The organism is Methylomonas sp. 2F7, assembly GCF_057126975.1.
On record NZ_CP195203.1, the window covers coordinates 4,878,214 to 4,903,918 of the forward strand.

Genomic DNA, 25,705 nt, shown 5'->3' on the forward strand with positions numbered 1-25,705 from the left:
CACCTAAAGTAAAACGACTGGTTGACGCTATATAGGACAAGCAAGACGGTCAAAGCCAATCAACTTACGGGCAATGGGAGCAGTCCGGCAACTTGATTTTCATGTTTCCCGCATTGAGGGCAGTGAGTGTTGGCCCAGACCTTATTAAACATCCGAGGGATACAGCTAAGTACTACCAGAGCGTCTTTATGATATTGATTATTAAAAATATCCCGTCTATTACGCAAGAAAGCGAGTTGGGGGAATTTGTCGCCCCCGCCCTCAAGTTTTGTCTGTTACTTCCCTTCAAGCTTGGCAATATTCTGAAAACGGACATCTTTTGTCTTAAAAATATCAAGACCAATGTGCTGTCGTTTCACGGCCGTATTTTTATTGACGATGAAAAAGCCGGTAAACTTGCCATCAAAAAACTGCATGGCAAGCGCTTCAAAAATAAAATCGTCGAAGTCAGAGAATATTTTATTCGTTCGCACAAAAACGACAGACGCTTAACGCAAAAGCCGGTATCGACAGACATACTCGAAAAGCGTAAAGGCGAACGGCGCTGCAATATCAAGCATGAAGGGCAAGCCGCTGCTTACACGAATGTATTCGATACCGAAAACATTTATCAAATTAGCCGCCGATTGCGAGATGACGCTTATGATTACTAAGCCACGGCACTGGCAGTCTAAGTTTTGTCCGTACGGCGAAGAGATAGCTGAATCGTGACCTTATAAAGTCTGGATCAAACAATACCTGTTTGCTCCACTCTACCCTCGTCAATTTTGCCTTCAAACCGATGCGCTATGCTCTGCATCACCAAAATCAACACCACCCCTGCCAAAATAAAACCAATCTGTTGCAATGAGGTTTTGATGTCGGTCTTTTGATGTAAAGAGGGGATCAAATCGGCAACCGCAATATAAATAAAACTGGAGGCCGCCAAAGTTAAAAAGTAGGGCAAGATGTGATGCAGGTCACCCAGACTGAAATACGCCAACACGCCGCCAACCACCGTGCTTAAGCTGGCAAGAACGTTGTAAAACAAAGCTTCGCCGCGTTTGTAACCACTGTGCAGCAATATGGCGAAGTCGCCAACTTCTTGTGGAATTTCGTGCGCCGCCACCGCTAGACTGGTGACGATACCCAACTGCACGTCGGTTAGAAACGCCGCGCCGATCAGCACACCATCGACAAAATTATGGATGCTGTCGCCGAGGATGATAAACATGCCGGCAGGGCGGTGGCCGGCGGGTTGGACAGAATGACTATGGCCGTGGTCGTGATGCTGGTGGTCGTGCGATTCTTCGCCGTGGGCTTCGCAGGCGTGAGAATGGCAGTGCCGCCACACCAGTAGTTTTTCCAACACAAAAAATAGCAGGATGCCGGCTAGAATCGTCGCTGAGAGGCTAGACATATCCTCGACCGGCACTTCTTCGAAAGCGTGCGGGATCAAGCCGCAAAATGCGCCGGTCAATAAAGCCCCAATCGCAAAGCTGATGCCGTGCGGCAGCACATGCTTTTGCTTGTGTTCCGGCAGCAATAAAAAGACCGCAGCAGCCAGCACGCTAAGCACACCACCCAGCGCGGTAAACAAGATAATCGACAACAACACAGTCAAATTAGTCTCTCCAAATCAGGCTGGCCATGCGGCCAGTGGTCGCGCCGTCGCGGCGGTACGAGTAAAAACGATGAGGATCGGCGACTGTACAGAAGTCGCCACCGTACACTTGTTCCACGCCCAGTTCAGCAAGTTTAATGCGCGCCAAGCGGTAAATATCGGCCAGCCATTTGCCTGGCTGCCTGGCACGAAATGCCACTGCGGTAATCGGGTTGTCTTTAATAAAAGCGTCCCGCACCTCGTCGCCGACTTCGAAATTATCAGGGCCTATCGCCGGACCCAGCCAAACATGCACATCCTGACAACTCATTGCATACAGGGTTTCGGCGATGATGCCGGCCTGCAAGCCGCGCCAACCGGCGTGGGCGGCGGCGACCACTTCGCCGTCGTCGCCACAGAATAGTACCGGTAGACAATCCGCCGTCAGTATCGCGCACACCGTGCCGGATTGATCGGCAAAGCTGGCGTCCGCTTCCTCCAGACCCTCGGTTTCGTCGGCGTTCACCACGCGTGTGCCGTGCACTTGCTGTAGCCAGACCGGTTCGGACGGCAGTTGCAGCATATCCTTGATGATGTAGCGGTTGGTTTTAACGTGCTGCGGGTCGTCGTTGACGTGGCTGGCCGGATTCAAACTGGCGTAAGGGCCAGTGCTGACGCCGCCGGTGCGCAAGGTGACGGCGGCGTGCACATGCGCCGGCAGCGGCCAATCAGGCTTGATCCAATTCATTTTCGGCCAGTAGTTTCAATAGATTTTGCATGTCTTCGGGGATGTGTTGCTCCCATTCGCAATACTCGCCAGTTTCCGGATGCTCCAGACCTAGTTTGGCGGCATGCAGGGCCTGACGCTTGAAATTGCGCAAGGCGTCGGCCAGTGCCGGACTGCAATCGGCGGGCATTTGAAAGCGACCGCCGTAAACTTGATCACCCACTAGCGGGTAATTGATGTGCGTCATATGCACTCTAATCTGATGCGTGCGGCCGGTTTCCAGCTTCACGCGAATCAGAGTATGGCGCTTAAAGCGCTGTTCCAGGCGGTAATGGGTAATCGCTTCTTTTCCGCCGCGACGCACCACCGCATTACGTTTACGGTCCACCGGATGGCGGCCGATAGGCTCGTCCACGGTGCCGCCGGCAGTCATCCAGCCTTTTACCAGCGCCAGATATTCACGGTGGATACTGCGCTCCTGCAGTTGTTCGACCAGGCTGTTATGAGCCTGTAAGGTTTTGGCCACCATCAACAGACCGCTGGTGTCTTTGTCGATGCGATGCACAATGCCGGCGCGCGGCAGAGTATCCAAACTGGGTACATGATTGAGCAAGGCATTGACTAAAGTGCCGTCCCAGTTGCCGACCGCGGGATGCACGACCAAGCCGGCTGGTTTGTTGACGATGAGTAAAGAATCGTCTTCATAAATAATGTCTAGCGGGATTTCCTGAGGCGCGTATTCGATGACACGCTCGGCTTCGGCATCCAGCTCGATTTCTTCGCCGCCATCCAATTTTTCGCGGCCTTTCATGATCTCGCCATCCACCAATACTCGCCCGGCTTTGATCCAGGTTTGCAGTTTGCTGCGCGAATAATCCGGAAACACTTCGGCCAGACACTGGTCCAGTCGCATACCCGCCAGTTCCTCTGGAACCCTTGCCGTCAATATCGTCATAGTCGTTTTTAAGTTATACTCGCGGCCAGAACGCCGCCAAAAGCTGCAAAAAACCCGCAATATTACAACGTGTTGATAAACGTATGCGATTAGTTTTAGTAAAAACCGTTTTTATCGCCAGTCTGGCTTGGATGCTGCAAGGCTGCGAAACCCTGGACGCCTTTATGAGCAAGGATTCTTCCGCCGGCAAAGAGGAAGAGTACGCCGGCTGGGATGACAAGATGTTTCATGAAAAAGCCAAGGAAGCGCTGGACAATAAAAACTACCAAAAAGCCGTTACCCTCTACGAAGCCCTGGAATCGAGGTATCCGTTCGGCGATTACGCGGCTCAGGCGCAATTAAATGTTGCGTATGCTTACTATAAAAACGACGATCCGGAAGCGGGCTTGGCCGCTGCCGACCGCTTCATTAAAATCCATCCGCGTAACCCAAATGTAGATTATGCCTATTACTTGAAAGGCCTGATCAATTACAACCGCGGCATCGGCTTTATTGATCGCTTCCTGCCCACTGACTCGTCACAGCGTGATCCCGGCCCCGCCAAGGATTCTTACGATAATTTTCAAGAGCTGATTCGGCGCTACCCCAACAGCCAGTACGTCGCCGACGCCAAACTGCGGATGATCGCACTCCGTAACAATATGGCAATGTACGAAGTCCATGTCGCCGACTTTTACATGCGCCGTAAAGCCTATGTCGCCGCTGTAAATCGTGCCAATCACATCATCAAGGAATATCAACGCACTCCGGCAGTGCCGTTTGCCTTGCAAATCATGCAGGACGGCTATCGGCAGCTGGGTATGGACGAATTGGCCGCCGATGCTGAACGGATTTACACCTTGAATTACCCGGCCGGTGCGCCGCAAGCCAATTACAAGGATGAAGGCGCCATTCAAAAAGTGTGGGACGCCATGGGTCTGGATAAATAAGGTTTGCGCCGTTTGAGCGTTTTGCGGCGCGCTTGCTTAAGATGGTTGCTGTTATATGCTGGCGCTGTCAACGCCGCCGAACCGGCGCCGCTGTTTCAAAACCGCTTTTTCCCGCTGTCGCAAAACACCGAGTTGGTTTGCGCTACAAGCCAGCAACAATTTACTCCCACCGCAGCGCTGGCAGACATCATCCGTTTTTACGAAGCCGACCATCCCGGCCTGCGTAAACAAGCGGTGGCCGTGCTGACCGATCATAAGAATCAGGACCATCTCGACGATTTGGCCGATTACCGCGAAGACTGCGCCAACAACACCGCCGGCGAACTCTGCGTACTGGAAAAATATTGGGATGACCGTGAAGCCGCGTGGCGGGCATTGGCCTTGTTCTACGACACCAAAACTGTGGTCAAACACAGCGATGACTATCGCTACGAAGTGCGGCGCTTCAACGCCGACCACCTGCGCCTGTTCGAAAAAGCCATTCGCAAGATTCCGGCCTTTTTAAGACAAAGCATCAGCAAAGCCAAACCGGTAGATAATCTGGAACAGGAAATTGCCGATAAACCGACGGTGATGCAGGAGCTGATACGCGATGCGTTTCAAGAAGACTACAAAAACAGCATCTGGCAGGATCACACTCACCCGTTGACGCTGGTGCCGGGCATAGGCTTTCGCTCGCAAACCGTGGCCCAGGTATTCAGCGGTCAGAATCTGATCGTGTTTACCGTGAAGGCTTTCGACAAAGGCAAGGAAGGCGGGACCTATCGCGACATCGGCGTGCAATATCTGGTGGATTTTCGCTTGCCTATCGTGGTGCATGAAATCGCTCACACCATCGATAATTTCCATTTCTGGAATGGCCAGGACGATCTGTATTTTTTCTACAAATACCACAAGATTTCCAACGACGAAGACATCATGAAAATCATCGCCGAGGCCAAATTGGCGTTGTGGCCGTCGAAATGGTTTGAGGCTTTCGAATATCTGGGTGAAGTGAACGAAGGCCGTTACGACGGTACCACGCAAGAAAAACTCGCCGAGTTGGTGGCGCAATACATCCTGATCCCGGAACGCTTGCAACAAAGCGCGCCGGCCGCCTATCAATGGCTGCGCGAAGACATTTTTCGCGGTATCGAATACCGTGGTTACGACCGCTGCGAGGTGCCGCTGACCAAACCATTGAGCTGGTGGCAGTACGCCACCGGCAAGATGCTGGGCCAGTAATACTTTGTGCTATGCTGACCTGGAATTTTAACCTTGCTAAACTGCTGTCTAGCCATGAAAAAACCGCAAACCCTATCCCTGCAAGAACAACTGCTTAAATCCGGTCTAAGTAACGACGCCAAGCTCAAACAAGTCAAAGCCGAGAAGCGCAAGCAAGGCAAGCTGGAACGCAATAATGGCGTCGAAATCGTCGATGAGGTCAAACTCAGCGCGGAACAACTGCGCCAGCAACAAGTAGAGCGCGACCGCGAACTGAATCGGCAACGCAAGCTGGCCGAGGAACAAAAAGCCCTGGGCGCGCAAATCAAGCAAATCGTCGACATGAACCGTATCGCTCAGGACGTAAACGGCTTGGCTTACAACTTCACCGACGACAACAAAGTCAAAACCCTATACGTGGCTGAAAAAGTGCGGGAGGCCATGATCAACGGCCGGGCCGGCATCGCCAAAATAGACGGACATTACGAGATTGTGCCGGCGGAAGTTGCCCGTAAAGTACAGGCGCGGGATAAAGCTAGTATTGTGGTGTTGAACGAAGCGACGCAAGACGTGGCGGCCGCCGACGATCCTTATGCGGAGTTTCAGATTCCGGACGATTTGATGTGGTGAAGACCGCCGGCTGAGCAGCGCCGGCAATTGCTTCGGCTCCGCTCAGCGACCGGGTTATCGCGTCTCGCCCCGTTTAAACCTTGCGAAAAATCAAATCCCAAACCCCGTGACCCAAACCCAAACCACGGTTTTCGAACTTGGTTAAGGGCCGATAAATAGGCCGCTCGCAGAAATCGTTGCTGGAGCTGCTGTTTTGCAAACCGGTGCCCGCCGACAAAATCCCCAGCATATCTTTGGCGTAATGCTCCCAATCGGTGGTGGCGTGAAAATAGCCGCCGGCCAGCAATTTTTTGTTCAGCAATTCCACGAAACTGGGACGGACGATGCGGCGTTTGTGATGGCGGCGCTTTTGCCAGGGATCGGGGAAGAACAAATGCACACCGGCCAGGCTGTGGTCGGCGATTTTTTGCTCCAGAATCTCGATGGCATCGTGATGGTAAATCCGTACATTGTTAATGCCGCGCTGTTCCAGCAACATCATTAAATGTCCGACGCCGGGCCGATGTACTTCGATGCCTAAATAGTTCAAATCCGGATTGGCTGCCGCCATCGCCGCCAGACTGTCGCCGTTACCGAAACCGATCTCGACGATCAACGGCGCCTGCCGACCAAAGGCTCGCTCGGCATCAAAATCAGCTTGCGGCGATAGGCAATACTTATCCCAATGGCTTTCCAGTGCCAGCTTTTGGCCGGCGGTAGCGCGGCCTTGGCGGCGGATGAAGCTTTTGATTCGGGTAGGGTCGATTTTTTGGGGTTCAATCATCGGAATAGCGACCGTTAAACGGGTGAAACTAAATATGGATTGCCGAGTATATCAGCTGAAGTTTAAACATCCGCTATGTCCAGGGAAGCGAAAAGCGTTTCCTGTAACTATTGCAGCAAATTAGTGCCGCATTCCGTCAGCAAAAAAGTGTGTTTTTCGTCAACGATAAGCTGCCGAAAAACACATATTAGAAACGTATTTATCTAAATTGTACAAACCGAATCAGTCGTCCTCTACACACAACTGGCCGGTAAATGGCGCGCTCTCATAAAGAATGTTGCCGGTAATTTCAAATTGTCCCCGACCGTCTTTAAAGGTTTTGCTGCCGCCAACCATCGTTAATAATTCTGTCGTCGCACCTTCAGGATTAAAAATCAGATCTTTAGTAAAAACCCGCCCCAGATCAACCGGCCCGGCACTCAATTTAATTGCCGACGCTCCGGTTAATTGACCCAGTCCATTTGCAAACAGCCCGGAGAATGCCGTTCCGGTCAGCTTCAGGTTTTTGCCTAATGTGGCGGTTAAGGTGCCGATAAAGCAAACTGGTGGCGCGCCGGGAGGTAGTGGTCCCAAAAAAGTTACATCGGGAAACTGGCGATCCCTGAATTTTAGAATATTGCAATCCGGGTCAACAGTGGACGGCTGTATTGTCCCACTAATATTTTTGCATATATATTGGTCTGCATATAAATTTCCGGATACTAGAGACATTAGCACCGCAATTGTAACTGTCGACAATTTCATGATGAAATCCTTAAGACTTTAAGATGGGAGAGGTGACTGATCTTGTTGCAGGTTATCATGACAAGTCATGCGCGAAATGCGCGATAGCATGCTACCAAGCATTTGATCAGTCTACGTTGAGCGCTTCACTAATGTAGTTGAGATAACACAAGTATCAAGCTATTCAACGAAGTTTGTATGCGAATGATCTACCTCAATTGCGTTAGCCGGGCTTGAGCGGCCATACCGAACGGGGAATCCGGCTCTTTTTGAAGAATTTGTTGCAACACCGATGCACTAGGTTGTGCCAATAACTCAACAGCCCTTAAGCGCACAGAGGGATGATGGGCATGCAAGGCCGCCAACTCCGTCAAATAAGTATTGGCGTCGTTTAACAGCTTCAGAACGACCTTTTCCGGATCTTCGGTAAACAAATCCCTTACCAATTCGCCGTATTGTTCCTGTAAGCGGATCAAGTCGCGGCGATCGAGTTTTTTCGGTTCGGTGGGATCATCGCAACAGGCCATTACCTTATGCTTCTTAAGTATGATCGAATATAAGTTGCTGCAATTCGAACTCGCAACCACCGCATCCCGACGCAGCGCCGGTGATGCGGGAGATTCTTTCGGGATCGACGATACCCTCGGCTAGCAGGGCTTTGATTTGCTGCTCGGTGGTGCCGCTGCAATAGCAAAGCACATTGTTCTCAGTGTTTGGTTGAACGGCGTTCATAATCTAGGCATTTAGCGTATCGAGGCAAGTTCCGTTACGGCGGTTTCACTCAACATGTTTGGCTTGAAATGTTGGCTCAACAAGCCCTATGGGATTGTTAACCCAACCTACATTCCGTATTTAAAAGTTACAAAGATAAAAAATCCAATTGAAGTTACTGCAACTATCAGTATTACTCTCTTTTGTAAACTCTCGAAATCCAAATTTGGGATTATAGTATTTAATAAAAAATAGACCCCAAGAGTAATCGCTAAAATCAGAAGTTTTATTACTAAGCGCTCTGATATTTCCACGGAGTCTCCGCTTACCCGACCTACGTTCCGTATTTGATTGTCACAAAAACCAACAACGCCATAAAACCAGCTAAAACGCCCCAACCAATTCTGTTAGAAACATTTTCAGCATCGTTTTCGGAATAGCCAAGTTTCTGCAAAAAAAACAGTAAAAGCTAAGTGGACCAACTTTAGAACAAATTTTATAGTTTCCTCCACTACCTAATCTAATACGAGCTTACAAAAACAAGCCATCAATCGGCGAAGAGGCCGAAGCAAAACGTTTGCGCGGCATCCGGCCAGCGAGGAAGGCTTCGCGACCGGCTTCTATGCCTTTTCGCATTGCCGAGGCCATCAGAACCGGGTTTTTCGCGGCGGCGATGGCGGTGTTCATTAACACGCCGTCGCAGCCCAACTCCATCGCCATCGCCGCATCGGATGCAGTACCGACGCCAGCATCGACTAGGATGGGCACCTTGGCGTTTTCGACGATGGTCAGGATGTTGTAAGGGTTGCGGATGCCCAAACCGGAACCGATTGGCGCGGCCAGCGGCATCACTGCTACGCAGCCGATCTCTTCCAGTCGTTTGGCAGCAATCGGGTCATCGTTGGTGTAAACCATCACATCGAAGCCTTCCTTGACCAGTAATTCGGCGGCGACATAGGTTTCGGCAACATCTGGAAACAAGGTCAGTTGATCGGCCAACACTTCCAGCTTCACCAGTTTGTGGCCGCCTAACAATTCGCGAGCCAAGCGGCAGGTGCGTACCGCATCGTCGGCGGTATAGCAGCCGGCGGTGTTAGGCAAAATCGTGTATTTGTCCGGGGAGATCACGTCCAGCAAGCTGGGTTCGCCCGGATTCTGGCCAATATTGGTGCGGCGAATAGCGACAGTGATGATTTCGGCGCCGCTAGCTTCGGTAGCCAGGCGGGTTTCTTCCAAATCCTTGTATTTACCGGAACCGACCAACAGCCGTGACCGATAGTTTTTGCCGGCCAGCGTGAAATAGTCGTCTTGACCGCCGCCGATGGCCTGGACGATTTCCAGGCGGTCATCGTTTTGCAAGCGCTGGCTGGCGTGTTGGGTAAACGGCAAAATTTCCTTGTTCAATTCCACGGCGATGCGTTTGCCGGTTAAGCCCAAATCGGCAATTACGTCGGCAACGGTGGCGTTCTCGCCATATTCGCGATTGTCGCCATTGACCTGTATTTTCATGCTTTAAACCTTGTGTGTTTTCGCGGCGCGGCGGCGTTCTACGGCACCGGCCAAGTGATGTAACAATTCCGCGCTGTCTTCCCAGCACAAGCAGGCGTCGGTAATGCTTTGCCCGTAAGTCAGCGGCTTGCCTTCCTCGACATCCTGCCGACCACCAACCAGATGGCTTTCCACCATCGCGCCGATGATGCGGGTATCGCCGCCGCGGATTTGCCCGGCCACATCTTGCGCTACCAGCATTTGCCTTTCGTATTTTTTTGAGCTGTTGGCGTGGCTGAAATCGATCATGATGTTGGGGCGTAGGCCGGCTTCCACCAAGCCCTCGGCTACTTGCTCGACGCTAACTTCGTCGTAGTTCGGCCGGTTGTTGCCGCCGCGCAGGATGATGTGGGCGTCTTCGTTACCGCGCGTCGAAAAAATCGCCGAGCGGCCTTCTTTGGTCAAAGATAAAAAGTGATGCGGGCTCATCGCGGCGTTGATCGCGTCGATGGCAATTTTAATGCCGCCGTCGGTGGCGTTTTTGAAGCCGACCGGGCAGGATAATCCAGATGCCAGTTCCCGATGCACTTGGCTCTCGGTGGTGCGGGCACCGATGGCGCCCCAGGAAATCAAGTCAGAGACATACTGCGGTGTAATCAGGTCCAGATATTCCGTAGCGGCCGGCACACCCAGGTTGTTCACATCCGACAATAACTGCCGGGCCATGTGCAGGCCTTTGTTGATGTTGAAGCTGGAATTGAGGTCGGGATCGTTAATCAAGCCTTTCCAACCCACCGTGGTCCGTGGTTTTTCGAAGTAAACCCGCATGACGATCACCAGGTCATCTTTCAATTCGTCCATGATGAGTTTCAAGCGCCCGGCGTATTCCACCGCCGCTGCCGGGTCGTGGATAGAGCAAGGGCCGATAATCACCAGCAATCTGTCGTCGGCACCGGTCAGAATGTTGTGAATCGCTTCCCTGGTATGCAGAATGGTGGTTGCGGCCTGCTCGGTCATCGGGATTTCTTCATGAACCTGAATCGGCGCCACCACATCCTTGGTTTCACAAATTCTTAAATCATCGGTGTTATAGTTAGTTGGCATGACACTCAGCAATACGCTTTCAGTAGATGGATTAATTGGCTATTTTAACCGTTTTGCCTGTCGGTGTTACAAACTAATGCCGAAACCGACCTGAGACAACCCGGACATGACAGACGACAGACCCATTAAACGCTGCCTGACGGTATGCCTGGCGCAATCGTTCGAATTCGCGCAATTGCGGGAAAAACTGCTGGATACCACCCGCGCGCAACTATTTAGAAACGCCTTGGTGGTCGATTACAAAACCGGCTGCGCGATTGTGTTCTCCTATGGCGTAATGGTGTGTTGGAACCTCAATCTCGACGACCGCCGGGCCTTGCAGGATTTGTTGCTGGATTATGCGATCAAACCTGACGCCGAACCGCAGGAAGACAATTTCAGTTACGAAGTGGGCTGCGAGCAAGACCGTTTTCAGCATGATCACTTGGAGCTCCAATCGGCCGACTTCAAAGTGCTGTTGGCGCTGTCGCACGCAATGGCGCAATCGATCAAGTTGGCGGCTTTCGAAGGTCATGCCATCGACACGATCCGCGCCACTAGCCATTTACCGCAATCGCTGGCGCGTGAAGGCAAGATCAAACTCAACCGGAAAACCATGGCCATGATCCGCGGCCAGCTGTTCCTGACGAAGAGTGACATCATCCTGAATTACGACTTGCTGGATACCCCGGAATTTTTCTGGGAACATCCGGAATACCAACATATTTACTCGATGGCCGCCAATTATCTCGAAATTCAGCAACGCACCGACGTATTGTCAAAAAAGCTTGAGACAATACATGAGCTTCTGGAAATGCTGGCAGATGAACAAAAACACCAGCATTCCTCGGCCTTGGAGTGGATCATTATCTGGCTGATTGCCGTGGAGATTGTGATGTCGATTTTGGACAAGCTTTTTTAGTTAGCCCGACTCTCAGCGCCCAATTTGGCAACTGGTTTGCTGCAAGCTAACGCTTGCCCAGGAAAATCAAGGGTTGACGGTATCGACCGGCTGCCGCGATAATCGGCACAGAGATTGAACTCGCTCACAAAAATATTGGTATCCCCTACGCCTCCACTTAGTCTTGCTGCTAAGTCTAAGAAGTCGTATCACTAAATTTACTTTAAGGACAAACCATGAAAATACTATCTGCCCTATTAGCGACGTTTTTGTATTCGGCTAACGCGACTGCGGCTCTTGAATTTACTTTTTCAGGCGATTTCGTCAATTTCAGCACCGGCAATTTTTCAGGACAAGTAACTGTTGATGCTTTGTCGCCGAGCTCCAGCGACGTTTTTCCGGCGTCAGGCAGCGAATCCGCCAGTTTACGTTTGGGCTACTCGCTAAGCGCCCCCCTTTCCATATTAGCTAACGGACAAGCGCTGGAGATCGATAACGACCATGCTGTGCTAAATATCGTCGACAACACCCCTATCAGCGAAGCTCAGATAAACAGTCAGGGATTTACCGCCACCCAAGTAATGCCGGGCACTTATGACATCCTGACGCTCCATATGGAATCGGCGAGCAACCAATACGATGAAGAAAGTGGTCTGTTGGTATCCGGTGCGGAATTTTCGGTGACAGCTTTTTTTGATCAGTTATTACTGGGCGGGGTAGACCTTGATCCCACTAAACTGCCCAGCCTGTTTGGCTTAGCATTTGCCGATAATTTGAAGTTTTTGGTTTTTGAAGTTAACCGAAAATTAGGCGACAGCGAAGATTTTCGTGGCGCCGGCGTCATTACCGCCAGTGACATTGTCGACACTCACGTGTTTACCCCCGTGCCGTTACCTGGCGCTGTCTGGCTGTTTGGTAGCGTTATCGCTGGACTAGGTTTGCGGATGCGCAAACCAGCTTAATTGCCTGATATCAGGATGAGTCAGCGCCTGAGCCAAGCGTTGCCAGGCTGACTCGTCCTTCGGTAAGCCGAAACGCAGACTTGCAGGCTCCTGAAACAAGCGGGTCAGAATACCCTGCCCAGCCAATAGATCGTGTAGCTTAGCCGCCTGTTCGCATTTCACCCATTGAAACAAATCGCAGCCACCGCCCGGTGGCCAGCCGCAGTCGGTCAAAAGCTGTCTCAGGCGCAGGCTTAGCATTGCTAATGATGCAGCATTGGCTGATTGCCAGTTTTGATCGGCCAACGCCAGCGCCGCGACATAGCGGCCGGGATGACTGATAGTCCATGGCCCCAGCAACTCCGCAAGTTTCGCCAACAAATCCGGCTGGGTAATCACGAAGCCGCAACGAATGCCGGCCAAGCCGAAAAACTTACCCACCGAACGCAATATGATCAAGCCAGGCCGCACCGCTAATGGCGCTAGACTGTATTCAACAGGCAGGCTGTCTATAAATGCTTCGTCGATCAGCAGCCAGCCGCCGCGCCGGCTAAGACTTTCATGCCAACTCAATAGCTGTGGCCGGCTCCATAGTCGGCCGGTGGGGTTATTGGGATTGACCAGAATCAACACATCCAGCTCTTCCAGACGGTCGTCAATTGCATCCGCCTCGACTCTGACAACTTGATGCCCGGCTTTTTGCCAACTGCCGGCATGCTCGGCATAGGCAGGATGCAGTACGCCAACCCGCGATTTTGGTCGTAACAAAGGTAATGATTGAATCGCCGCTTGCGACCCGGCTACCGGCAGCAAGGAGTCGTTTTGGTAGTAAGCCCGTGCCGCCGCAAGTAACTCGTCATCATCTTCCGGCAGGCGTTGCCAGCATTCGGTGGGTATAGGCGGCACGGGCCAACCGTTGGGATTGATACCGGTGGACAAATCCAGCCAATCTGTCAGAGCAATACCATATTGGCTTGCGGCTAGCCGCAAGCGCCCACCGTGCTCAAGCAATTACATCTCCCACAGCAATCACGATCAGCCACAACAGCAGAGCCCGGTACATCAGGTTGCATGCGCGCTTAATATCGTCGTTTTCCGGTAGTTGGGAGCCGCCGAACCAGGGCTTTTGTTTCAGTTGGCCGTGATAACAGGCCGGCCCGCCCAGTTGCAGCAGCAACGCGCCACCGCCAGCGGTCATCACCGGTCCGGCGTTAGGGCTGTCCAATAAGCGCGCTTGGGTCCGCCACGCATTGATAGCCTGCGCGGTATTGCCGAGCAAGGCGTAACTCAAGGCCGTCAAGCGCGCCGGCAGCCAATTCAGCAAATCGTCGAAGCGCGCGGCAGCCCGGCCGAAATTTACATATCGTTGATTTTTGTAACCCCACATGGCATCTAGGGTATTGCTGAAACGGTAGAGTAGGGCGCCGAAGGGGCCTAACAACACGAACCAGAACAAGGGTGCAAATACTGCATCGGCACCGTTTTCCAACACCGATTCTATGGTTGCGCGCCGCACATCGATCTCGGTCATGGCATCAGTCTGACGACTAACGATTTTGCCAACCAGTTGCCGCGCTAACGGTAAATCGCTATCCGACAAGGCGGAATGAACGGCCAGCGCATGTTGTTGTAAGCTGCGGGCAGCGATACAAAAATATAAAACCAGTACCTCGACAGCAATTTGCAGCAGCGGCCAACTCGGCAAAAGCAGCAACCATAGCAGGCAAGGCATTAAGACTATCGCCACCGCCAAAAAACCGCTGACGCGCTGGCGAAAAGCGGCTTGCTCGTTGTTTAACAGTCGCATTTCCACAGTGCTCGCCCATTTACCGAACATCACTAATGGATGGTAGGCATTACGCGGCTCGCCCAGCCAAAAATCGATGGCTACGGCCAGCAAAATGCTGATGGTGAGAATCATGATTTGCGCGGGATAAACAGGTATTGCAAAACTAGAAGAACGGCTGGGGTTAACAAAATTGATTGCGGGGCGATGAAAATCGCCCCGCTGGATTGAATGCTTAGATAGCTTCGCGAGTGGCTTTGGCGGCCAGCAAGGATTTTACAGCACTGACCAGAGCGAAAATGACCACGCCATAGATCAAGGTATTCGTCAGGTAAGGCGGGTAATACATCGCAACGCGCTCAATATATTGTGTGAATGAGCCGTTGGGATAGCGGCCGGACAGCCAGTAAAAGCTGCCGTTGGAAAACAAAAACGCGATGGAGGTAGCCGCTACCAGAGCCATCAAACGCTGTGCAACTGTGGCAACTGACAGCGCAGTGAATTGTCGGCACCATTTGCCACCCAGCCACATTGCGCCATAAGAAAACACCAGAAACCCGTAAGCCTTTGACACGCAAAAATCGCTGACGCCGAGTTTAGTGATCGCCAAATAATCAATGAGCACCGCTTCAGCTAGCAAAAAGGCGAACAAATAGCGACCGCCTAGCCATAAGCCGGCGAAAAAAAACACCGCCAGCGAAGCGTCCGGCAACGCAAACGGCGTACCGAAATGGTGAAAGCGGGTGGCAGCCATCAACGCCATCAGCGCTACCGCGCCGGGTTTGACAGCCAGGGTTTGATTCAGATTCATAGGGTTCTCCAGAAAAGGTTTAGTAATTGTAATGGATCGAAAAATAGAAATTTCTACCGAAGCTGTTATAGGTGTTAACCGTTTGATAGCGTTTGTCGAACATATTATTCAGTTTGGCGCTTAACATCCAATTTTTGTCGATGCGATAAGCGGTGCGCAGATCGGCGGTCATGAAGCTGCCCAACCGCACGGTATTGGTACTATTATCGAAACGTTCGCCCTGAGCCAGCACGGAGGCGCCAATATCAACGTCGCCAAACGAACGCGAGACATCATAGGATAAGCTTTCCGTCACCCGACGCGGCAGACGCAAATTGGTCTGTCTATCTTTGGGCGTCATCAGGTTCATGCTCAACTTATTGTTCCAGCCGAAAATTTGCGTGGACACTTCCGCTTCTATGCCGTCTATTTGCGCCTTGCCGATATTTCTGGCAGTGGATGGCGTACCACTGAATACAATCAAATCCTCGATATTGGTGTGATAAGCGCGCAGTTCCCAATTTGCACAATCGTGACGTCCGGCAAAACCGGCTTCGAAACTGGTGGATTTTTCCGGCCGCAAACCAGGGTTACCGAAGCCGGGGAAGTATAACTGATTGAAAGTCGGGGCCTTGAAGGCATTGCCGAAACTGGCAAAAGCGCTGAGACCGTAATCCCAATTAAACCGCCAGCCAAAATTGCCGGTGACGCTGTCGCCGAAAGCCTGGTTTTCGTCCCAACGCAAAGAAGCATTCAAAAAATGCTTATCGAAAACGCGGCTATGCAGCTCGGCAAATGCGCCTACATCGTAGCGGGACGTTTCCGCGTAACGCGTGGTGCTGTCGATTTCATCAAAACGGTAGTCGGTGCCCAGCGTTAATTGGTGATCCTTATGCAAGGCCAATTCATTCAACCAGCTCGCATTCCAGCGCGTGGTGTTGAAACGACTGGTAAATCGACCGTTATGCCGAAATTGATCGGCATCGTCCACGCTTTGTCCTATGCGTAATGTGGACCGCCACATATCACTGAAATTAGCGCTGGCGGTCGCCCCCAGCGTCTGATTGACAAACTCAGTGGTGCTACTGATGGAGTTGTCTATCTCGGTTTCACCTTCGGCCCGCAGGAAAAACGCCTCCAGCTCGGTACCATTGTCGAACCGGTAACCGGTTTTGGCATTCAAACTGGTGTTGTTATAGCCGTCGCGGTCCGGATTATAGCCACTCGCGACGCTGACACCGCTCAAAGCATTGATACCCTGGCTACCCAATTGAGCGGCCCCCAAGCTATACCAAGCCTTACCCCATTTGCCGCTGACGGCCGCCGAGCCATTATACGTGTCGTAAGAGCCGCCGCCGGTTTCCAGTGCGATGTGCGGCCGTTCGCTGTTGCCGCCTTTACGGGTAAATATCTGAATCACCCCGCCAATCGCTTCCGAACCATAAAGGCTGGATTGCGGGCCGCGAGTAATTTCCACACGTTCGATTTGATCGATGGGAATAAACTGAAACGCGCTGGTGCCGGTGGTCACCGAGCCGGCCTTGATGCCGTCGATTAAAACCAGTACATGATCGGAGTTAGTGCCGCGCAGATAGACGTTGGTGTCCTTGCCGTAACCGCCGCTTTGCACCATATCGACACCCGGCGTGCCTTTCAGTAACTCGGGTAGGGTTCTAACCTGAAGTTTCTCTATATCCTGGCGCGTATAAACCGTCATCGCCGTGGCCAACTCGTTCTGACGAGTTTCGGTTCGAGTAGCCGTGACAACTGTCTCGGCAAGGTTAATCGCCTCGTCGCTAGTCGCCGCCAACACCGTAAAAGGCGTACTCGCCAGAAATAAAGATCTGTATAAAATTGATTGCATATTGTCCTCTGCGCCCGCCGCGCATCCGGGTGAAAAAGGACAGAGGAAAAACGGAAAACGAAAAAGGCGGAGGCAGGCTAGGCATGGACTCAGACCATTCCGTAAACAGCCCTCCGCTGTCTCGAATGATCTTCCGGGCCAGTCTCCGGGCTTATAAGTGGCTTTACGCCTGATCTACGACCTTCCCATGCAAAGCGCACAGTGGCAAAAACGCAGCTCTTTACTTATCTACCGTTGCGGGGGCAGCGTCGGCATGGGCGGTTAAAACCGCCGCACCGACTTCCTGTTTAAGCTTGGCCGAGAAAACGGCGCAAACACCTGAAAGAAGCGCGCAATTGTAGGGAGTTGGGCGCGATAAAGCAAGAATACCTGGTAGTTACCGACAATCCGCATTGCAAATACCCCTTTCCGTGCTATACATTGGTGCATTGATTAATGCTGTTAACTTAGACTTCAACGAATACGGGCGGGACTATGGAAATTCAATCGAAATTGTTAGGCAACCAAGACATCAATCCGGACACAATCATCAATTTTCCGCGCGGCCTACCCGGTTTCGAAGATCAGACCCGCTTTAAGTTATTTCATCAGGAAGGCAGCGAAATAGTGTTTTGGCTGCAATCGGTCGATAACGCGGAGCTAACCTTTTCCGCGGCGCATCCGGCCAATTTCAACATCAATTACAACTTTACGGTAACCGATCCGGAAGAAGCGCTGTTGCAAATAGAGCCGGGCGACGAGTTGGTGATTTTAATTCTACTGCACAAGGACAACGAGCAGGATAACGGCAAGCCGACTATCAAAGGCTCAATCAAGTCGCCGATATTGATCAACGCCAACAAACGCATCGGCATGCAAAAAGTATTGGTGGCTATTGAGCAAAGCATCACCCTGACCGAGAAAGTCAGCGAAATAGACGTATCGGAAGCTTAAAAATGCAAATAACCGCCGGAGACTGAGTCGCCCCGGCGGTTATTTAAATCAGGCGGCCTGAACAGGAATGGAATGACTGGAATGGCTAATATGATTGTTGCCGTCGAAATACACCAAAGTCGGCTTGTAGTTCTTCAGTTCCTTCTCATCTAGGCTAGCGAACGCGCAGACGATAATCAAATCGCCAGGACACGCCAACCTTGCAGCTGCGCCGTTAATCGAAAACACACCGGAACCTTCTTCGGCGCGAATCGCGTATGTGGTGAAGCGCTGACCATTGTTAATGTTATAAATATGGATTTGCTCGTATTCCCTAATCCCGGAAAAATCCAAAATTTTGCCGTCTATAGCACACGATCCTTCGTAATCCAGCTCGGAATGCGTTACCCGCGCACGGTGTAACTTAGCTTTAAGCATGTTTATGTTCATGGTAAACAAGGTCGAATACTAGGGCCGGCGATTATGCCTGAATTTAACCCTGCTATCAAATTTAAGCATTAGCTTTTACAGGCAAAAAAACAGTAACGTCAGATACTTGTTTTAGAAAAGTAGAGGTTATCGATCAGACGCGTCTTGCCCAGTCTGGCAGCAGCCAAAATCAGCAGATTAGAGTCGCTAGCGTAGGCAGGCAATAAATCCGCGCTACGACAGATACTGAAATAATCGACGGCAAAACCGGCTTGTTGCAGATTCTGCCGCTGCTGTTCAGCCACCGCCGGATAATCGTCATACCCTGCCAAAATATCATCGCGCGCTGCGCACAAGGCTCGATATAGCTTAGGTGCTTGTTGTCTTTGGTGCTCGGACAGATAGCCATTGCGAGAACTCATCGCCAGACCGTCATCTTCCCGAACAGTTGCCACGCCCTGGACTGCAACGGGTATATTCAAATCGGCGACCATTTGCCGAATCAGCGTCAGCTGTTGAAAATCCTTCTCCCCCAGCAGCAGCACATCGGGCTGCACCATATTCAATAGCTTGCAAACCACCAATGCCACGCCGTCAAAATGCCCGGGCCGGCTGGCCCCGCAATGCAGGGCCGACAAGCCGCTGACTGAAATGCCGGTTTGCGTGGCTTGCGGATACATCTCGGTTACCGATGGCAAGAACAGCAAATCGGCGCCGCTGGCTAGCAGTTTTTCTTGATCCTGCTGTTCGGTGCGCGGGTAGCTGGCAAAATCTTCGTTTGGCCCAAATTGGGTGGGATTGACGAAAATACTGACCACCACTTTATCGGCCTCTTGCCTCGCGGTGCTAACCAGTTTGATATGCCCGGCATGCAGATTGCCCATGGTCGGCACGAAACCAACGCTTTGCCCGTTTTGCCGCCATTGCAGGATTACCTCTCTCAACGCGGCGACGCTGGTGACTATTTGCATACGCTTAATAACTGTGTTCGGATGCTGGAAACTGCGCGGATTTTACCGCTTGATGATACAGGCGCACCGCCTCTTCTATGCTGTAGGCGTCGGCCATAAAATCTTTGGAAAAGCGCGGCCGCTTGCCGGTGCTGATATTCAGCATGTCGTACAGCACCAACACCTGGCCATCGCAATCAACACCAGCGCCGATGCCGATAGTGGGAATACTCAGCCGCTGACTTATTTCGGCGGCTAGCTGCGCTGGCACGCATTCCAACACTAAAAGACCGGCGCCCGCTTGCTCGATTTTTTCCGCATCCGCCACAATTTGCCGGGCTTGCTGTTCTTCACGCCCCTGCACTCTATAACCGCCTAAGCGATTTACGGATTGCGGCAACAGACCCAGATGGCCGCAGACCGGAATGCCTTGATCAACTAGAAAGCGGATGACGTCGATCTTGGCGCCTTCAAGTTTAACCATTTGCGCGCCGCCAGCCTGCATCAAGCTTGCCGCATTGAGCAATGCCTGCGCCGGCGTGGCATAACTGGCAAACGGTAAATCGGTAACGATAAAAGCTCGCTTTCTGGCCATTGCCACGCTACGGCTGTGATACACCATATCGTTCACCGTGACCGGCAAGGTGCTGCCATGCCCTTGAATCACCATGCCCAATGAATCGCCGATCAGCAGTACATCAATGCCGACCCGGTCCAACAGGGCGCTGAAACTGGCGTCATAAGCCGTCAGACAACTGATTTTTTCGCCGGCATTTTTCATTGCCGCCAGATCACTGATCGTCAGCGTTTTTAAAGTATCGGCATATAAACTCATGCGGTTATTTTCCGCAAGCCGTCGGGTGGACAAGCTGCCAAGAGTTGCGACAATGAATCCAGGCCCGGAATCTTCAAATCGCTGCTGGCCACATCAGCCAAGGGGTACAGCACAAAGGCGCGCTTGGACAACTCCGGATGCGGCACAATCAGGTCCGGTTCATTAATGCTCTGTTGCGCGTAAAGCAATACATCCAAATCCAGCGTTCTAGCTCCCCAACGCACGCTGCGCAGCCGGCCATGCTGGTTTTCGATTTGCTGTAATTGTCTGAGCAAAGCCAGGGGCTCCAACTCGGTAGAAATTCGCATTACCGCATTGACATAATCGGGTTGATCTTGCGGGCCAACCGGTGTGCTACGGTACAAGGGAGAAAAGGCAATTTCGGCCACGCCCGGCAAGGCCGAAATTTCCAGCCTGGCTCGATTGACATGATCGACAGAGTCTTCGAGATTGCTGCCCAAGCCAATATAGGCCTCGGCAGCTGACTTAGCTAGCGTCATTGCCGACGGGGGCTGGTTTGCCTCGAGAACGGTAACGGCCGGTTTTTCGGTTACGGGGTTTACCGCCGCCGGATTTTGGCGGCGCGGTCATTCTTTCCCGCTCCGCGTCATCGGCTTCTTGAAAACCTGTCCACCATTCGACCAGTTCCGGATCGGCGCCGCCGGTTTCCGCACGTAGCCGCAAAAAGTCGTACGCCGCTCTGAATTTGGGCTGCTCCAGCAAACGATAAGGCCGGGGGCCAACCGTTCTGGAGAACTTGTTCTGCAAGAACCACACTTCGCGCATGGATTGCGTAATGTGGCGAGGTAACGCAGTGACCTTGATTTGTCTGGTCAGCACTTCGTTGGCGGCGTTCTGATAGGCCAGCGTTTCGTTTTCGCCGTGGGCGATGCGTCTTTGCGCAGCCAATTGCAGCGGTTCCCACAACAAGGCAGCCAGTAAAAAATAAGGTGTCAGGGTTTTGCCGTCGTTGAAGCGGGTGTCGGAATTTTCCAAGGCCCGGATCAAGAATAAGCGCGGAAAATCGTGGTCTTCGCTGGCGAGGCAGCGGTCGGTATCCGGAAATAAAATCGCAAACAAGCCGTAATGTCTGAGCATCTCAAAGGTTTGCAGGCCGTAGCCGGACAAAAACAACTTGATGACTTCATCGTAAAGACGCGCAGACGGGATGCTCTTAAGTAAATCGGCTTGGGCGTAAATCGGTTTTTCTGTGTCTGGATGTAGAGTAAAGCCCAGCTTTACGGCAAAACGGATGGCGCGCAGCATCCGCACAGGGTCTTCTCTATAGCGTACTTCCGGGTCGCCGATTAAGCGCATCACCGCTGCGGCATGATCCTGCATGCCGCCGGTGTAATCGACCACGGAGAAATCGCGGATGTTGTAATACAGCGCGTTGACGGTGAAATCTCGGCGCCAGACGTCTTGCTCTAGCGTACCGAACACGTTATCACGCAGTAAGCGACCGTCTTCATGCACCACATGCTGGTCGGATTCTTCCTGCTCGGAGCCGCGAAACGTCGCCACCTCAATGATTTCACGCCCGAAAAACACATGCGCCAAGCGAAAGCGCCTGCCGATAATCCGGCAATTGCGAAATACTTGCTTGATTTGTTCCGGACTGGCGTTAGTCGCGACGTCGAAATCTTTGGGTTCCCTCCCCAGCAGCAAATCTCTGACACAGCCGCCAACCAGATAGGCCTCGTAATCGGCTTTTTTCAGGCGTTGCAATACTTTCAGGGCATTTTCACTGATTTGCGCACGGGAAATGCAATGCTCTGAACGCGGATAAATCTTCACGGCACTCGACCCCGCCGACTCATTGACCGGTTCGGCAACTTGCTCAACCGGTGAAAAGATTTTTTTGAAGAAACTAAAAATGACTTTATCCCTTATTTTAGAATGACGTTTGCCAGATTTTTCGAGGCTTCGGGCGCGAACGTCCTAGCGGGCTTATCATAACACCTCGCCAGATTTAAGCTCAATCCAGCACATTCTTTTACATTCCCTTGTGTTAAATGTAGAATTTCGCCATTCGCCGAATATTTTGGTGTAATAACATAAAAATTGGCTGTACTTGTCGCCCTTAGGCCGGCGACGGGGAATTTATATCGGAGAGTGGAGCGTATGTTTAAAAAAATTTTACTGGGTTTTGTAGACCAGCCTGTATTTACTAGTCTATTCGTCGCCGATTTCGCGTTGTTGGTTTTCCATAGACCGCCCTTTCTGTTTTCCATTGTCATGATCGGCGCGTTGGTGGGCATGAGCATGTATATGGGGCAAAAACTGGCGATTTTCGACAAATAATTGCGACAATCCTCTAAATCAAGTATCCCAAAACCCGGCGCGGATTCACCGTCCGCGCCGGGTTTTTTGCGTCGGCTGGCAGCCGCTGGCTACGACGCTTTCTTACTGCTGGCGATATGGTTTTTCGCCACAGCCATCGCTCTGCCCTTCAACGCCGGCCAGGCATTCGCCAGTGATCAGTTTTTTTATCCGCTCTATCTGCTGGTCATCAGCTTTGTTTTTTACGGCTGGTTTTGGACTCACGGAGGCCAAACCCTGGGTTTGCGCGCCTGGAAAATAAAAGTATGTACTCTGGACGGTCAATCTCTCGATTGGCGGCAGGCCGGCATGCGCTTCGTGGGCGGCTTGTTATCCTGGGCTTGTTTGGGGCTGGGGTTTTTCTGGTGTCTATTCGATAAAAACGGCCAATGCTGGCACGATTCTCTGTCAAAAACCCGCTTGGTTTTTCAGGAAGAAAAGCGCTGACGGCAAAAGCGGATATGCTATATTCGCGGCTCGATCAATCTCTCACCCGGGAGCATACAATGAAAACAATAACAACACTTTTATCCTTGCTTGCTGCATTGGCGACATCTACAGCCAGTGCCGAGATCAAACTGCAAGACAATTCCAAGCTGCTGGGCAAATGGCAGGTTACACACGAAGCCTTGGCTCTTGATCGCGAAAAGAAGCCCCTGCATGTGACTTGGGAATTTCAAAAGGACGGCACCTTGATAACCACCGGTGAAGATGCGCGTAGCGGCATTGGCGAAATGACCATTCCGATCAAATATAGCGTGGCTGATGGTGTGATCAAAAAACAAATCACGCCCGGCCGGGAAAAATACGAAGATTGCGCTGTCGTGGAAATGGACGACAAAAATGTGGTTTTGAAATGTAAATTTCTTTATCTGTTCATGACTCGCAAATAACGGCAGTCATAAGGTTGGCCGACTCTCCACGGAACGGAAGCAATCGTTTTCCGTTCCGCAGAGGGGCCACTAATTCCAACTAGCTGACCCGCCTAACCGCGATCAGCGCGCCGCAAAATACCAACGCACTGGGCAACATTGCCATCAACATCGGATTCATGTCGTAAACCAGACCGACATGGCCGGCAATCCTGTCGAAAATGTTAAAGGTCATCCCAATCACGATCCCCATCATGATACGCGCACCGGTACTGGTGCCGCGACCAATACCGATTACGAACGGCGCTGACACCATCAACATTACAAAGGTCACAAACGGGTTGATCAAACGGCTCCAGAATGCCAACTCGTAAATTTGCGATTTTTGATTGTTCTGTTTCAGGAAGTCGATGTACATGAACAAATCGTAAAGCGACAGATTGTCAGATTTGACTACGGCCACTTTCAACAAATCCGAGTCTATAGTGGATTTCCACGCCTGTTCGGCTTGGGTGCCGGCAAATATTTGCTGGCGATTGATTTCGGATTGTTTGACGCTTTCCAAACGCCATTGTTTATCGCCTAAAAACTGCGCATGCTCGGCTTGCGTGATGCGGTTGAGTCTATGCGCCTCATCGACATCGTAAATCCGCACGTCGGCCAGCGAGCCATCATCGAGAATTTTCCGCACGTTGATAAAGCTGTTGCCCTCTCTCAGCCACATCCCGTATTGGGAGCGCATCACTACGCCGTCATGCAGCGCGGTGGTTTTCAGCACTTGCGCAGCGCGTTCGCATGACGGCGCCACGAATTCGCCCACCAGCACGGCAACAGTCACCAGCAACAAACCCGCCAGCATAATGGTTCTGATGATCCAGGCGATTGATAAACCAGCGCCGCGCATCGCGACGATTTCGCGATTATTCGCCATCGAGCCCACCACGAACAAGCTACCCAGCAAAGCCGCCGACGGCACCAATTCGTAAAACACCCGTGGCGAGGTTAAGGTCAAAAACCACAAAATCTGTTTCAAGCCGTAACCGCCTTGCCCCAAATCTTTTAACTCATCGCTGAAGCTGAACAGGTTGAACAAAGTCAACAGCAATAACACCGCAATCAAGGAGCCCTTGACGACTTCCTTGACGATATAAATGGTCAATACGTTGATCATGCCAGCTTCTCCTTAAGACGTTGCGACAACCATTGCCAGCCGTATAAGCGCATCAACATCAATAAACCCAATACCAGTAATAAAGTATCCACCCAGAAGTAGCCCAACCAGGACGGTAACGCCCCGCTGATCACCCAGCTGTGATTAACCCGTTGCAAATTGCCGTACACGAAATAAATCCCGAAAGCCACCAGCATACTGCCGTATATGCCGCCGCGCGGCGACAGTTTGGCTAAGGGTACCGCCAGAAAAGCCAATAAAATAACCCCCAACGGCGTGCTGAAACGGTCTTGCAATTCGGCGACATCCCGCAATTCCGGCGAAAGCCATAAATTCTCGGTGGCAGCGGCCTCGCGCCCCAAATTCAAAATGGTGACCTTTTTTTCGATCAACACGGCATATTCTTTAAACGCCTCAATGGTGAAATCCTTGTTACCGGGTACGCCTTGAATTCGCTCGCCATTTTCCAACACCAGATACAAACCGCCGGGCAGATTTTTCAACCAGCCGTATTCGGCATTCACCACGCCGGTTTTGTCGCCTTGTTTGTTTTGCACAAACACCTTATGCATCCGGCCTTCGTCGTCGACGTTTTCAGTGTAAAAAATCAACTCGCCGTCGCTGTATTCGCTGAAGCGGCCGGCGGCGATGCCGCGAATATCGGCATTTTGTTTATCCTGATGCATCAACTGCTCGGTTTTGGCCTCCGCCCAGGGCGAAGCCAGCATCGATAGCGCCATACCCGCCAGACTTAACGGTACCACCAGCATGAATATCGCCCGATAAATGGTAAACACGCTGCCGCCGGCCGACGAAATCGCCGCCATCTCCTGCTCGCGATACATGCGGCCCAACACCATTAACACTGCCATGAACAGCGCGGCCGGCAAGAAGGTGGTAGTGGCGATAACGATTTTTAAACCCAATAAGGTCATCACCGTATCGTTGGCGATATTGCCCTCGATAGCTTGCGCCAACACCTTGATAAATTTACGGCTGACGATGATCACCACCAATACCACCAATACGGCGGTGACTGTCTGAAACAGCTCCTTGATTATCATTTTATCCAGCACCGTCAACAGCCGGAAAGGCCGGCCCGCGCTGGGTAATCCTCGCTCAATGCTCAACAACTCAC

Annotated in this window: 30 protein-coding genes and 1 riboswitch; of the genes, 10 read left to right on the forward strand and 20 right to left on the reverse strand. The window is 51.8% G+C overall.

Annotated features, from left to right (window positions below; all coding sequences use genetic code 11):
* Positions 1-101: 101 nt before the first annotated feature.
* Positions 102-653, forward strand: coding sequence for a hypothetical protein (locus tag ACR64Q_RS21965; protein WP_155931135.1), 552 nt, complete (start codon positions 102-104; stop codon positions 651-653).
* A 74-nt stretch (positions 654-727) separates the two neighbouring features.
* On the opposite strand, the gene ACR64Q_RS21970 is transcribed toward ACR64Q_RS21965, so the two are convergent.
* The 3 genes from ACR64Q_RS21970 to rluD are packed head-to-tail and all read right to left on the reverse strand — an operon-like array spanning position 728 to position 3,264.
* Positions 728-1,603, reverse strand: a complete 876-nt coding sequence (locus tag ACR64Q_RS21970) for a ZIP family metal transporter (RefSeq protein WP_026602920.1) — start codon at positions 1,601-1,603, stop codon at positions 728-730.
* Between the two features lies 1 nt (position 1,604).
* On the reverse strand, positions 1,605-2,330 hold the full coding sequence (gene pgeF / locus ACR64Q_RS21975) for a peptidoglycan editing factor PgeF (protein ID WP_026602921.1): 726 nt from the start codon (positions 2,328-2,330) through the stop codon (positions 1,605-1,607).
* Complete coding sequence (rluD, locus tag ACR64Q_RS21980) at positions 2,311-3,264, reverse strand: 23S rRNA pseudouridine(1911/1915/1917) synthase RluD (protein ID WP_026602922.1); 954 nt, start codon at positions 3,262-3,264, stop codon at positions 2,311-2,313. The genes pgeF and rluD overlap by 20 nt, the downstream gene beginning before the upstream one ends.
* 83 nt (positions 3,265-3,347) lie before the next feature.
* On the opposite strand from rluD, the gene ACR64Q_RS21985 reads away from it, so the two are divergent.
* Genes ACR64Q_RS21985 through ACR64Q_RS21995 form a run of 3 tightly spaced genes read left to right on the forward strand, consistent with a single transcriptional unit; the run spans position 3,348 to position 6,026 of the window.
* A complete protein-coding gene (locus tag ACR64Q_RS21985) occupies positions 3,348-4,193 on the forward strand; it encodes an outer membrane protein assembly factor BamD (protein ID WP_020483827.1) in 846 nt (281 codons plus the stop codon).
* A gap of 45 nt (positions 4,194-4,238) precedes the next feature.
* Positions 4,239-5,417, forward strand: coding sequence for a hypothetical protein (locus ACR64Q_RS21990; RefSeq protein WP_231499627.1), 1,179 nt, complete (start codon positions 4,239-4,241; stop codon positions 5,415-5,417).
* Positions 5,418-5,471: 54 nt separating this feature from the next.
* The gene (locus ACR64Q_RS21995; protein WP_026602924.1) at positions 5,472-6,026 is read left to right on the forward strand and encodes a DUF2058 domain-containing protein; all 555 of its coding nucleotides are present in this window, start codon (positions 5,472-5,474) and stop codon (positions 6,024-6,026) included.
* A gap of 73 nt (positions 6,027-6,099) precedes the next feature.
* Here ACR64Q_RS21995 and trmB read toward each other — a convergent pair whose 3' ends face one another.
* The 6 genes from trmB to aroG all read right to left on the reverse strand — a co-directional run bounded on the left by trmB (position 6,100) and on the right by aroG (position 10,815).
* The gene (trmB, locus tag ACR64Q_RS22000) at positions 6,100-6,789 is read right to left on the reverse strand and encodes a tRNA (guanosine(46)-N7)-methyltransferase TrmB (RefSeq protein ID WP_313733149.1); all 690 of its coding nucleotides are present in this window, start codon (positions 6,787-6,789) and stop codon (positions 6,100-6,102) included.
* A 222-nt stretch (positions 6,790-7,011) separates the two neighbouring features.
* Positions 7,012-7,533 (reverse strand): hypothetical protein, encoded by a 522-nt coding sequence (locus ACR64Q_RS22005; RefSeq protein ID WP_020483831.1) that lies wholly within the window; start codon positions 7,531-7,533, stop codon positions 7,012-7,014.
* Between the two features lie 188 nt (positions 7,534-7,721).
* Positions 7,722-8,039, reverse strand: a complete 318-nt coding sequence (locus ACR64Q_RS22010) for a hypothetical protein (RefSeq protein ID WP_026602927.1) — start codon at positions 8,037-8,039, stop codon at positions 7,722-7,724.
* Between the two features lie 13 nt (positions 8,040-8,052).
* Positions 8,053-8,244 carry a (2Fe-2S)-binding protein gene (locus ACR64Q_RS22015; protein ID WP_020483833.1) on the reverse strand — a complete coding sequence of 64 codons (192 nt, stop codon included), beginning with the start codon at positions 8,242-8,244 and terminating at the stop codon, positions 8,053-8,055.
* A gap of 510 nt (positions 8,245-8,754) precedes the next feature.
* On the reverse strand, positions 8,755-9,732 hold the full coding sequence (gene thiS / locus ACR64Q_RS22020; RefSeq protein WP_313733150.1) for a sulfur carrier protein ThiS: 978 nt from the start codon (positions 9,730-9,732) through the stop codon (positions 8,755-8,757).
* Positions 9,733-9,735: 3 nt separating this feature from the next.
* A complete protein-coding gene (gene aroG / locus ACR64Q_RS22025; protein ID WP_026602929.1) occupies positions 9,736-10,815 on the reverse strand; it encodes a 3-deoxy-7-phosphoheptulonate synthase AroG in 1,080 nt (359 codons plus the stop codon).
* A gap of 106 nt (positions 10,816-10,921) precedes the next feature.
* Here aroG and ACR64Q_RS22030 point away from each other — a divergent pair, with 106 nt between their 5' ends.
* Both ACR64Q_RS22030 and ACR64Q_RS22035 read left to right on the forward strand, forming a co-directional pair.
* Entirely contained in the window at positions 10,922-11,716 is a 795-nt protein-coding gene (locus ACR64Q_RS22030) for an RMD1 family protein (RefSeq protein ID WP_313733152.1), read from the forward strand.
* A 215-nt stretch (positions 11,717-11,931) separates the two neighbouring features.
* Positions 11,932-12,657, forward strand: a complete 726-nt coding sequence (locus ACR64Q_RS22035; RefSeq protein WP_020483837.1) for a hypothetical protein — start codon at positions 11,932-11,934, stop codon at positions 12,655-12,657.
* Here ACR64Q_RS22035 and cobD read toward each other — a convergent pair.
* The 4 genes from cobD to ACR64Q_RS22055 form a co-directional block, all read right to left on the reverse strand.
* Positions 12,628-13,647: a threonine-phosphate decarboxylase CobD gene (gene cobD / locus ACR64Q_RS22040; RefSeq protein ID WP_026602932.1), complete on the reverse strand. Its 1,020-nt coding sequence runs from the start codon at positions 13,645-13,647 to the stop codon at positions 12,628-12,630. The two genes, ACR64Q_RS22035 and cobD, sit on opposite strands and share 30 nt — an antisense overlap.
* Positions 13,640-14,557 carry an adenosylcobinamide-phosphate synthase CbiB gene (cbiB, locus tag ACR64Q_RS22045; protein ID WP_313733153.1) on the reverse strand — a complete coding sequence of 306 codons (918 nt, stop codon included), beginning with the start codon at positions 14,555-14,557 and terminating at the stop codon, positions 13,640-13,642. The genes cobD and cbiB overlap by 8 nt, the downstream gene beginning before the upstream one ends.
* A gap of 100 nt (positions 14,558-14,657) precedes the next feature.
* Entirely contained in the window at positions 14,658-15,233 is a 576-nt protein-coding gene (locus ACR64Q_RS22050; RefSeq protein WP_313733154.1) for a hypothetical protein, read from the reverse strand.
* Positions 15,234-15,252: 19 nt separating this feature from the next.
* Positions 15,253-17,076 (reverse strand): TonB-dependent receptor domain-containing protein, encoded by a 1,824-nt coding sequence (locus ACR64Q_RS22055; protein ID WP_313733155.1) that lies wholly within the window; start codon positions 17,074-17,076, stop codon positions 15,253-15,255.
* Between the two features lie 119 nt (positions 17,077-17,195).
* Positions 17,196-17,413, reverse strand: a riboswitch (cobalamin riboswitch).
* A 137-nt stretch (positions 17,414-17,550) separates the two neighbouring features.
* Here ACR64Q_RS22055 and fliW point away from each other — a divergent pair.
* On the forward strand, positions 17,551-18,009 hold the full coding sequence (fliW, locus tag ACR64Q_RS22060) for a flagellar assembly protein FliW (RefSeq protein ID WP_020483843.1): 459 nt from the start codon (positions 17,551-17,553) through the stop codon (positions 18,007-18,009).
* 48 nt (positions 18,010-18,057) lie between these two features.
* Here the strand turns inward: fliW and panD are convergent, their stop codons facing one another.
* The 5 genes from panD to pcnB all read right to left on the reverse strand — a co-directional run bounded on the left by panD (position 18,058) and on the right by pcnB (position 21,939).
* Positions 18,058-18,438, reverse strand: coding sequence for an aspartate 1-decarboxylase (panD, locus tag ACR64Q_RS22065; RefSeq protein WP_020483844.1), 381 nt, complete (start codon positions 18,436-18,438; stop codon positions 18,058-18,060).
* 98 nt (positions 18,439-18,536) lie between these two features.
* Complete coding sequence (gene panC / locus ACR64Q_RS22070; protein ID WP_313733156.1) at positions 18,537-19,388, reverse strand: pantoate--beta-alanine ligase; 852 nt, start codon at positions 19,386-19,388, stop codon at positions 18,537-18,539.
* 4 nt (positions 19,389-19,392) lie between these two features.
* Positions 19,393-20,202, reverse strand: coding sequence for a 3-methyl-2-oxobutanoate hydroxymethyltransferase (gene panB, locus ACR64Q_RS22075; RefSeq protein WP_313733157.1), 810 nt, complete (start codon positions 20,200-20,202; stop codon positions 19,393-19,395).
* Positions 20,199-20,702, reverse strand: a complete 504-nt coding sequence (gene folK, locus ACR64Q_RS22080; protein WP_026602938.1) for a 2-amino-4-hydroxy-6-hydroxymethyldihydropteridine diphosphokinase — start codon at positions 20,700-20,702, stop codon at positions 20,199-20,201. The genes panB and folK overlap by 4 nt, the downstream gene beginning before the upstream one ends.
* On the reverse strand, positions 20,689-21,939 hold the full coding sequence (pcnB, locus tag ACR64Q_RS22085; RefSeq protein WP_409521202.1) for a polynucleotide adenylyltransferase PcnB: 1,251 nt from the start codon (positions 21,937-21,939) through the stop codon (positions 20,689-20,691). Before pcnB ends, folK begins: the two co-directional genes overlap by 14 nt.
* Before the next feature lie 387 nt (positions 21,940-22,326).
* On the opposite strand from pcnB, the gene ACR64Q_RS22090 reads away from it, so the two are divergent.
* From ACR64Q_RS22090 to ACR64Q_RS22100, 3 genes are read left to right on the forward strand one after another with little or no spacing between them, the layout of a single operon-like run.
* Positions 22,327-22,506, forward strand: coding sequence for a hypothetical protein (locus ACR64Q_RS22090; RefSeq protein ID WP_020483849.1), 180 nt, complete (start codon positions 22,327-22,329; stop codon positions 22,504-22,506).
* Complete coding sequence (locus tag ACR64Q_RS22095; protein ID WP_026602940.1) at positions 22,507-22,971, forward strand: RDD family protein; 465 nt, start codon at positions 22,507-22,509, stop codon at positions 22,969-22,971.
* 59 nt (positions 22,972-23,030) lie between these two features.
* The gene (locus ACR64Q_RS22100; RefSeq protein WP_026602941.1) at positions 23,031-23,417 is read left to right on the forward strand and encodes a hypothetical protein; all 387 of its coding nucleotides are present in this window, start codon (positions 23,031-23,033) and stop codon (positions 23,415-23,417) included.
* A 79-nt stretch (positions 23,418-23,496) separates the two neighbouring features.
* On the opposite strand, the gene lptG is transcribed toward ACR64Q_RS22100, so the two are convergent.
* Together lptG and lptF are read right to left on the reverse strand one after the other, a co-directional pair.
* Complete coding sequence (gene lptG / locus ACR64Q_RS22105; protein WP_313735052.1) at positions 23,497-24,564, reverse strand: LPS export ABC transporter permease LptG; 1,068 nt, start codon at positions 24,562-24,564, stop codon at positions 23,497-23,499.
* Positions 24,564-25,697, reverse strand: a complete 1,134-nt coding sequence (gene lptF / locus ACR64Q_RS22110) for an LPS export ABC transporter permease LptF (RefSeq protein ID WP_313733158.1) — start codon at positions 25,695-25,697, stop codon at positions 24,564-24,566. The genes lptG and lptF overlap by 1 nt, the downstream gene beginning before the upstream one ends.
* Positions 25,698-25,705: the final 8 nt, after the last annotated feature.

Coding starts and splice junctions, on each gene's coding strand:
- aroG (WP_026602929.1), bottom strand. CDS start 10,815: ATGCCAACTAACTATAACACCGATGATTTAAGAATTTGTGAAACCAAG.
- ACR64Q_RS22090 (WP_020483849.1), top strand. CDS start 22,327: ATGTTTAAAAAAATTTTACTGGGTTTTGTAGACCAGCCTGTATTTACT.
- ACR64Q_RS21985 (WP_020483827.1), top strand. CDS start 3,348: ATGCGATTAGTTTTAGTAAAAACCGTTTTTATCGCCAGTCTGGCTTGG.
- panB (WP_313733157.1), bottom strand. CDS start 20,202: ATGAGTTTATATGCCGATACTTTAAAAACGCTGACGATCAGTGATCTG.
- ACR64Q_RS22100 (WP_026602941.1), top strand. CDS start 23,031: ATGAAAACAATAACAACACTTTTATCCTTGCTTGCTGCATTGGCGACA.
- ACR64Q_RS22035 (WP_020483837.1), top strand. CDS start 11,932: ATGAAAATACTATCTGCCCTATTAGCGACGTTTTTGTATTCGGCTAAC.
- rluD (WP_026602922.1), bottom strand. CDS start 3,264: ATGACGATATTGACGGCAAGGGTTCCAGAGGAACTGGCGGGTATGCGA.
- thiS (WP_313733150.1), bottom strand. CDS start 9,732: ATGAAAATACAGGTCAATGGCGACAATCGCGAATATGGCGAGAACGCC.
- cbiB (WP_313733153.1), bottom strand. CDS start 14,557: ATGATTCTCACCATCAGCATTTTGCTGGCCGTAGCCATCGATTTTTGG.
- trmB (WP_313733149.1), bottom strand. CDS start 6,789: ATGATTGAACCCCAAAAAATCGACCCTACCCGAATCAAAAGCTTCATC.
- folK (WP_026602938.1), bottom strand. CDS start 20,702: ATGACGCTAGCTAAGTCAGCTGCCGAGGCCTATATTGGCTTGGGCAGC.
- ACR64Q_RS22055 (WP_313733155.1), bottom strand. CDS start 17,076: ATGCAATCAATTTTATACAGATCTTTATTTCTGGCGAGTACGCCTTTT.
- ACR64Q_RS22015 (WP_020483833.1), bottom strand. CDS start 8,244: ATGAACGCCGTTCAACCAAACACTGAGAACAATGTGCTTTGCTATTGC.
- fliW (WP_020483843.1), top strand. CDS start 17,551: ATGGAAATTCAATCGAAATTGTTAGGCAACCAAGACATCAATCCGGAC.
- pgeF (WP_026602921.1), bottom strand. CDS start 2,330: ATGAATTGGATCAAGCCTGATTGGCCGCTGCCGGCGCATGTGCACGCC.
- panD (WP_020483844.1), bottom strand. CDS start 18,438: ATGAACATAAACATGCTTAAAGCTAAGTTACACCGTGCGCGGGTAACG.
- ACR64Q_RS21995 (WP_026602924.1), top strand. CDS start 5,472: ATGAAAAAACCGCAAACCCTATCCCTGCAAGAACAACTGCTTAAATCC.
- ACR64Q_RS22030 (WP_313733152.1), top strand. CDS start 10,922: ATGACAGACGACAGACCCATTAAACGCTGCCTGACGGTATGCCTGGCG.
- ACR64Q_RS22050 (WP_313733154.1), bottom strand. CDS start 15,233: ATGAATCTGAATCAAACCCTGGCTGTCAAACCCGGCGCGGTAGCGCTG.
- ACR64Q_RS22005 (WP_020483831.1), bottom strand. CDS start 7,533: ATGAAATTGTCGACAGTTACAATTGCGGTGCTAATGTCTCTAGTATCC.
- panC (WP_313733156.1), bottom strand. CDS start 19,388: ATGCAAATAGTCACCAGCGTCGCCGCGTTGAGAGAGGTAATCCTGCAA.
- ACR64Q_RS21965 (WP_155931135.1), top strand. CDS start 102: ATGTTTCCCGCATTGAGGGCAGTGAGTGTTGGCCCAGACCTTATTAAA.
- ACR64Q_RS22010 (WP_026602927.1), bottom strand. CDS start 8,039: ATGGCCTGTTGCGATGATCCCACCGAACCGAAAAAACTCGATCGCCGC.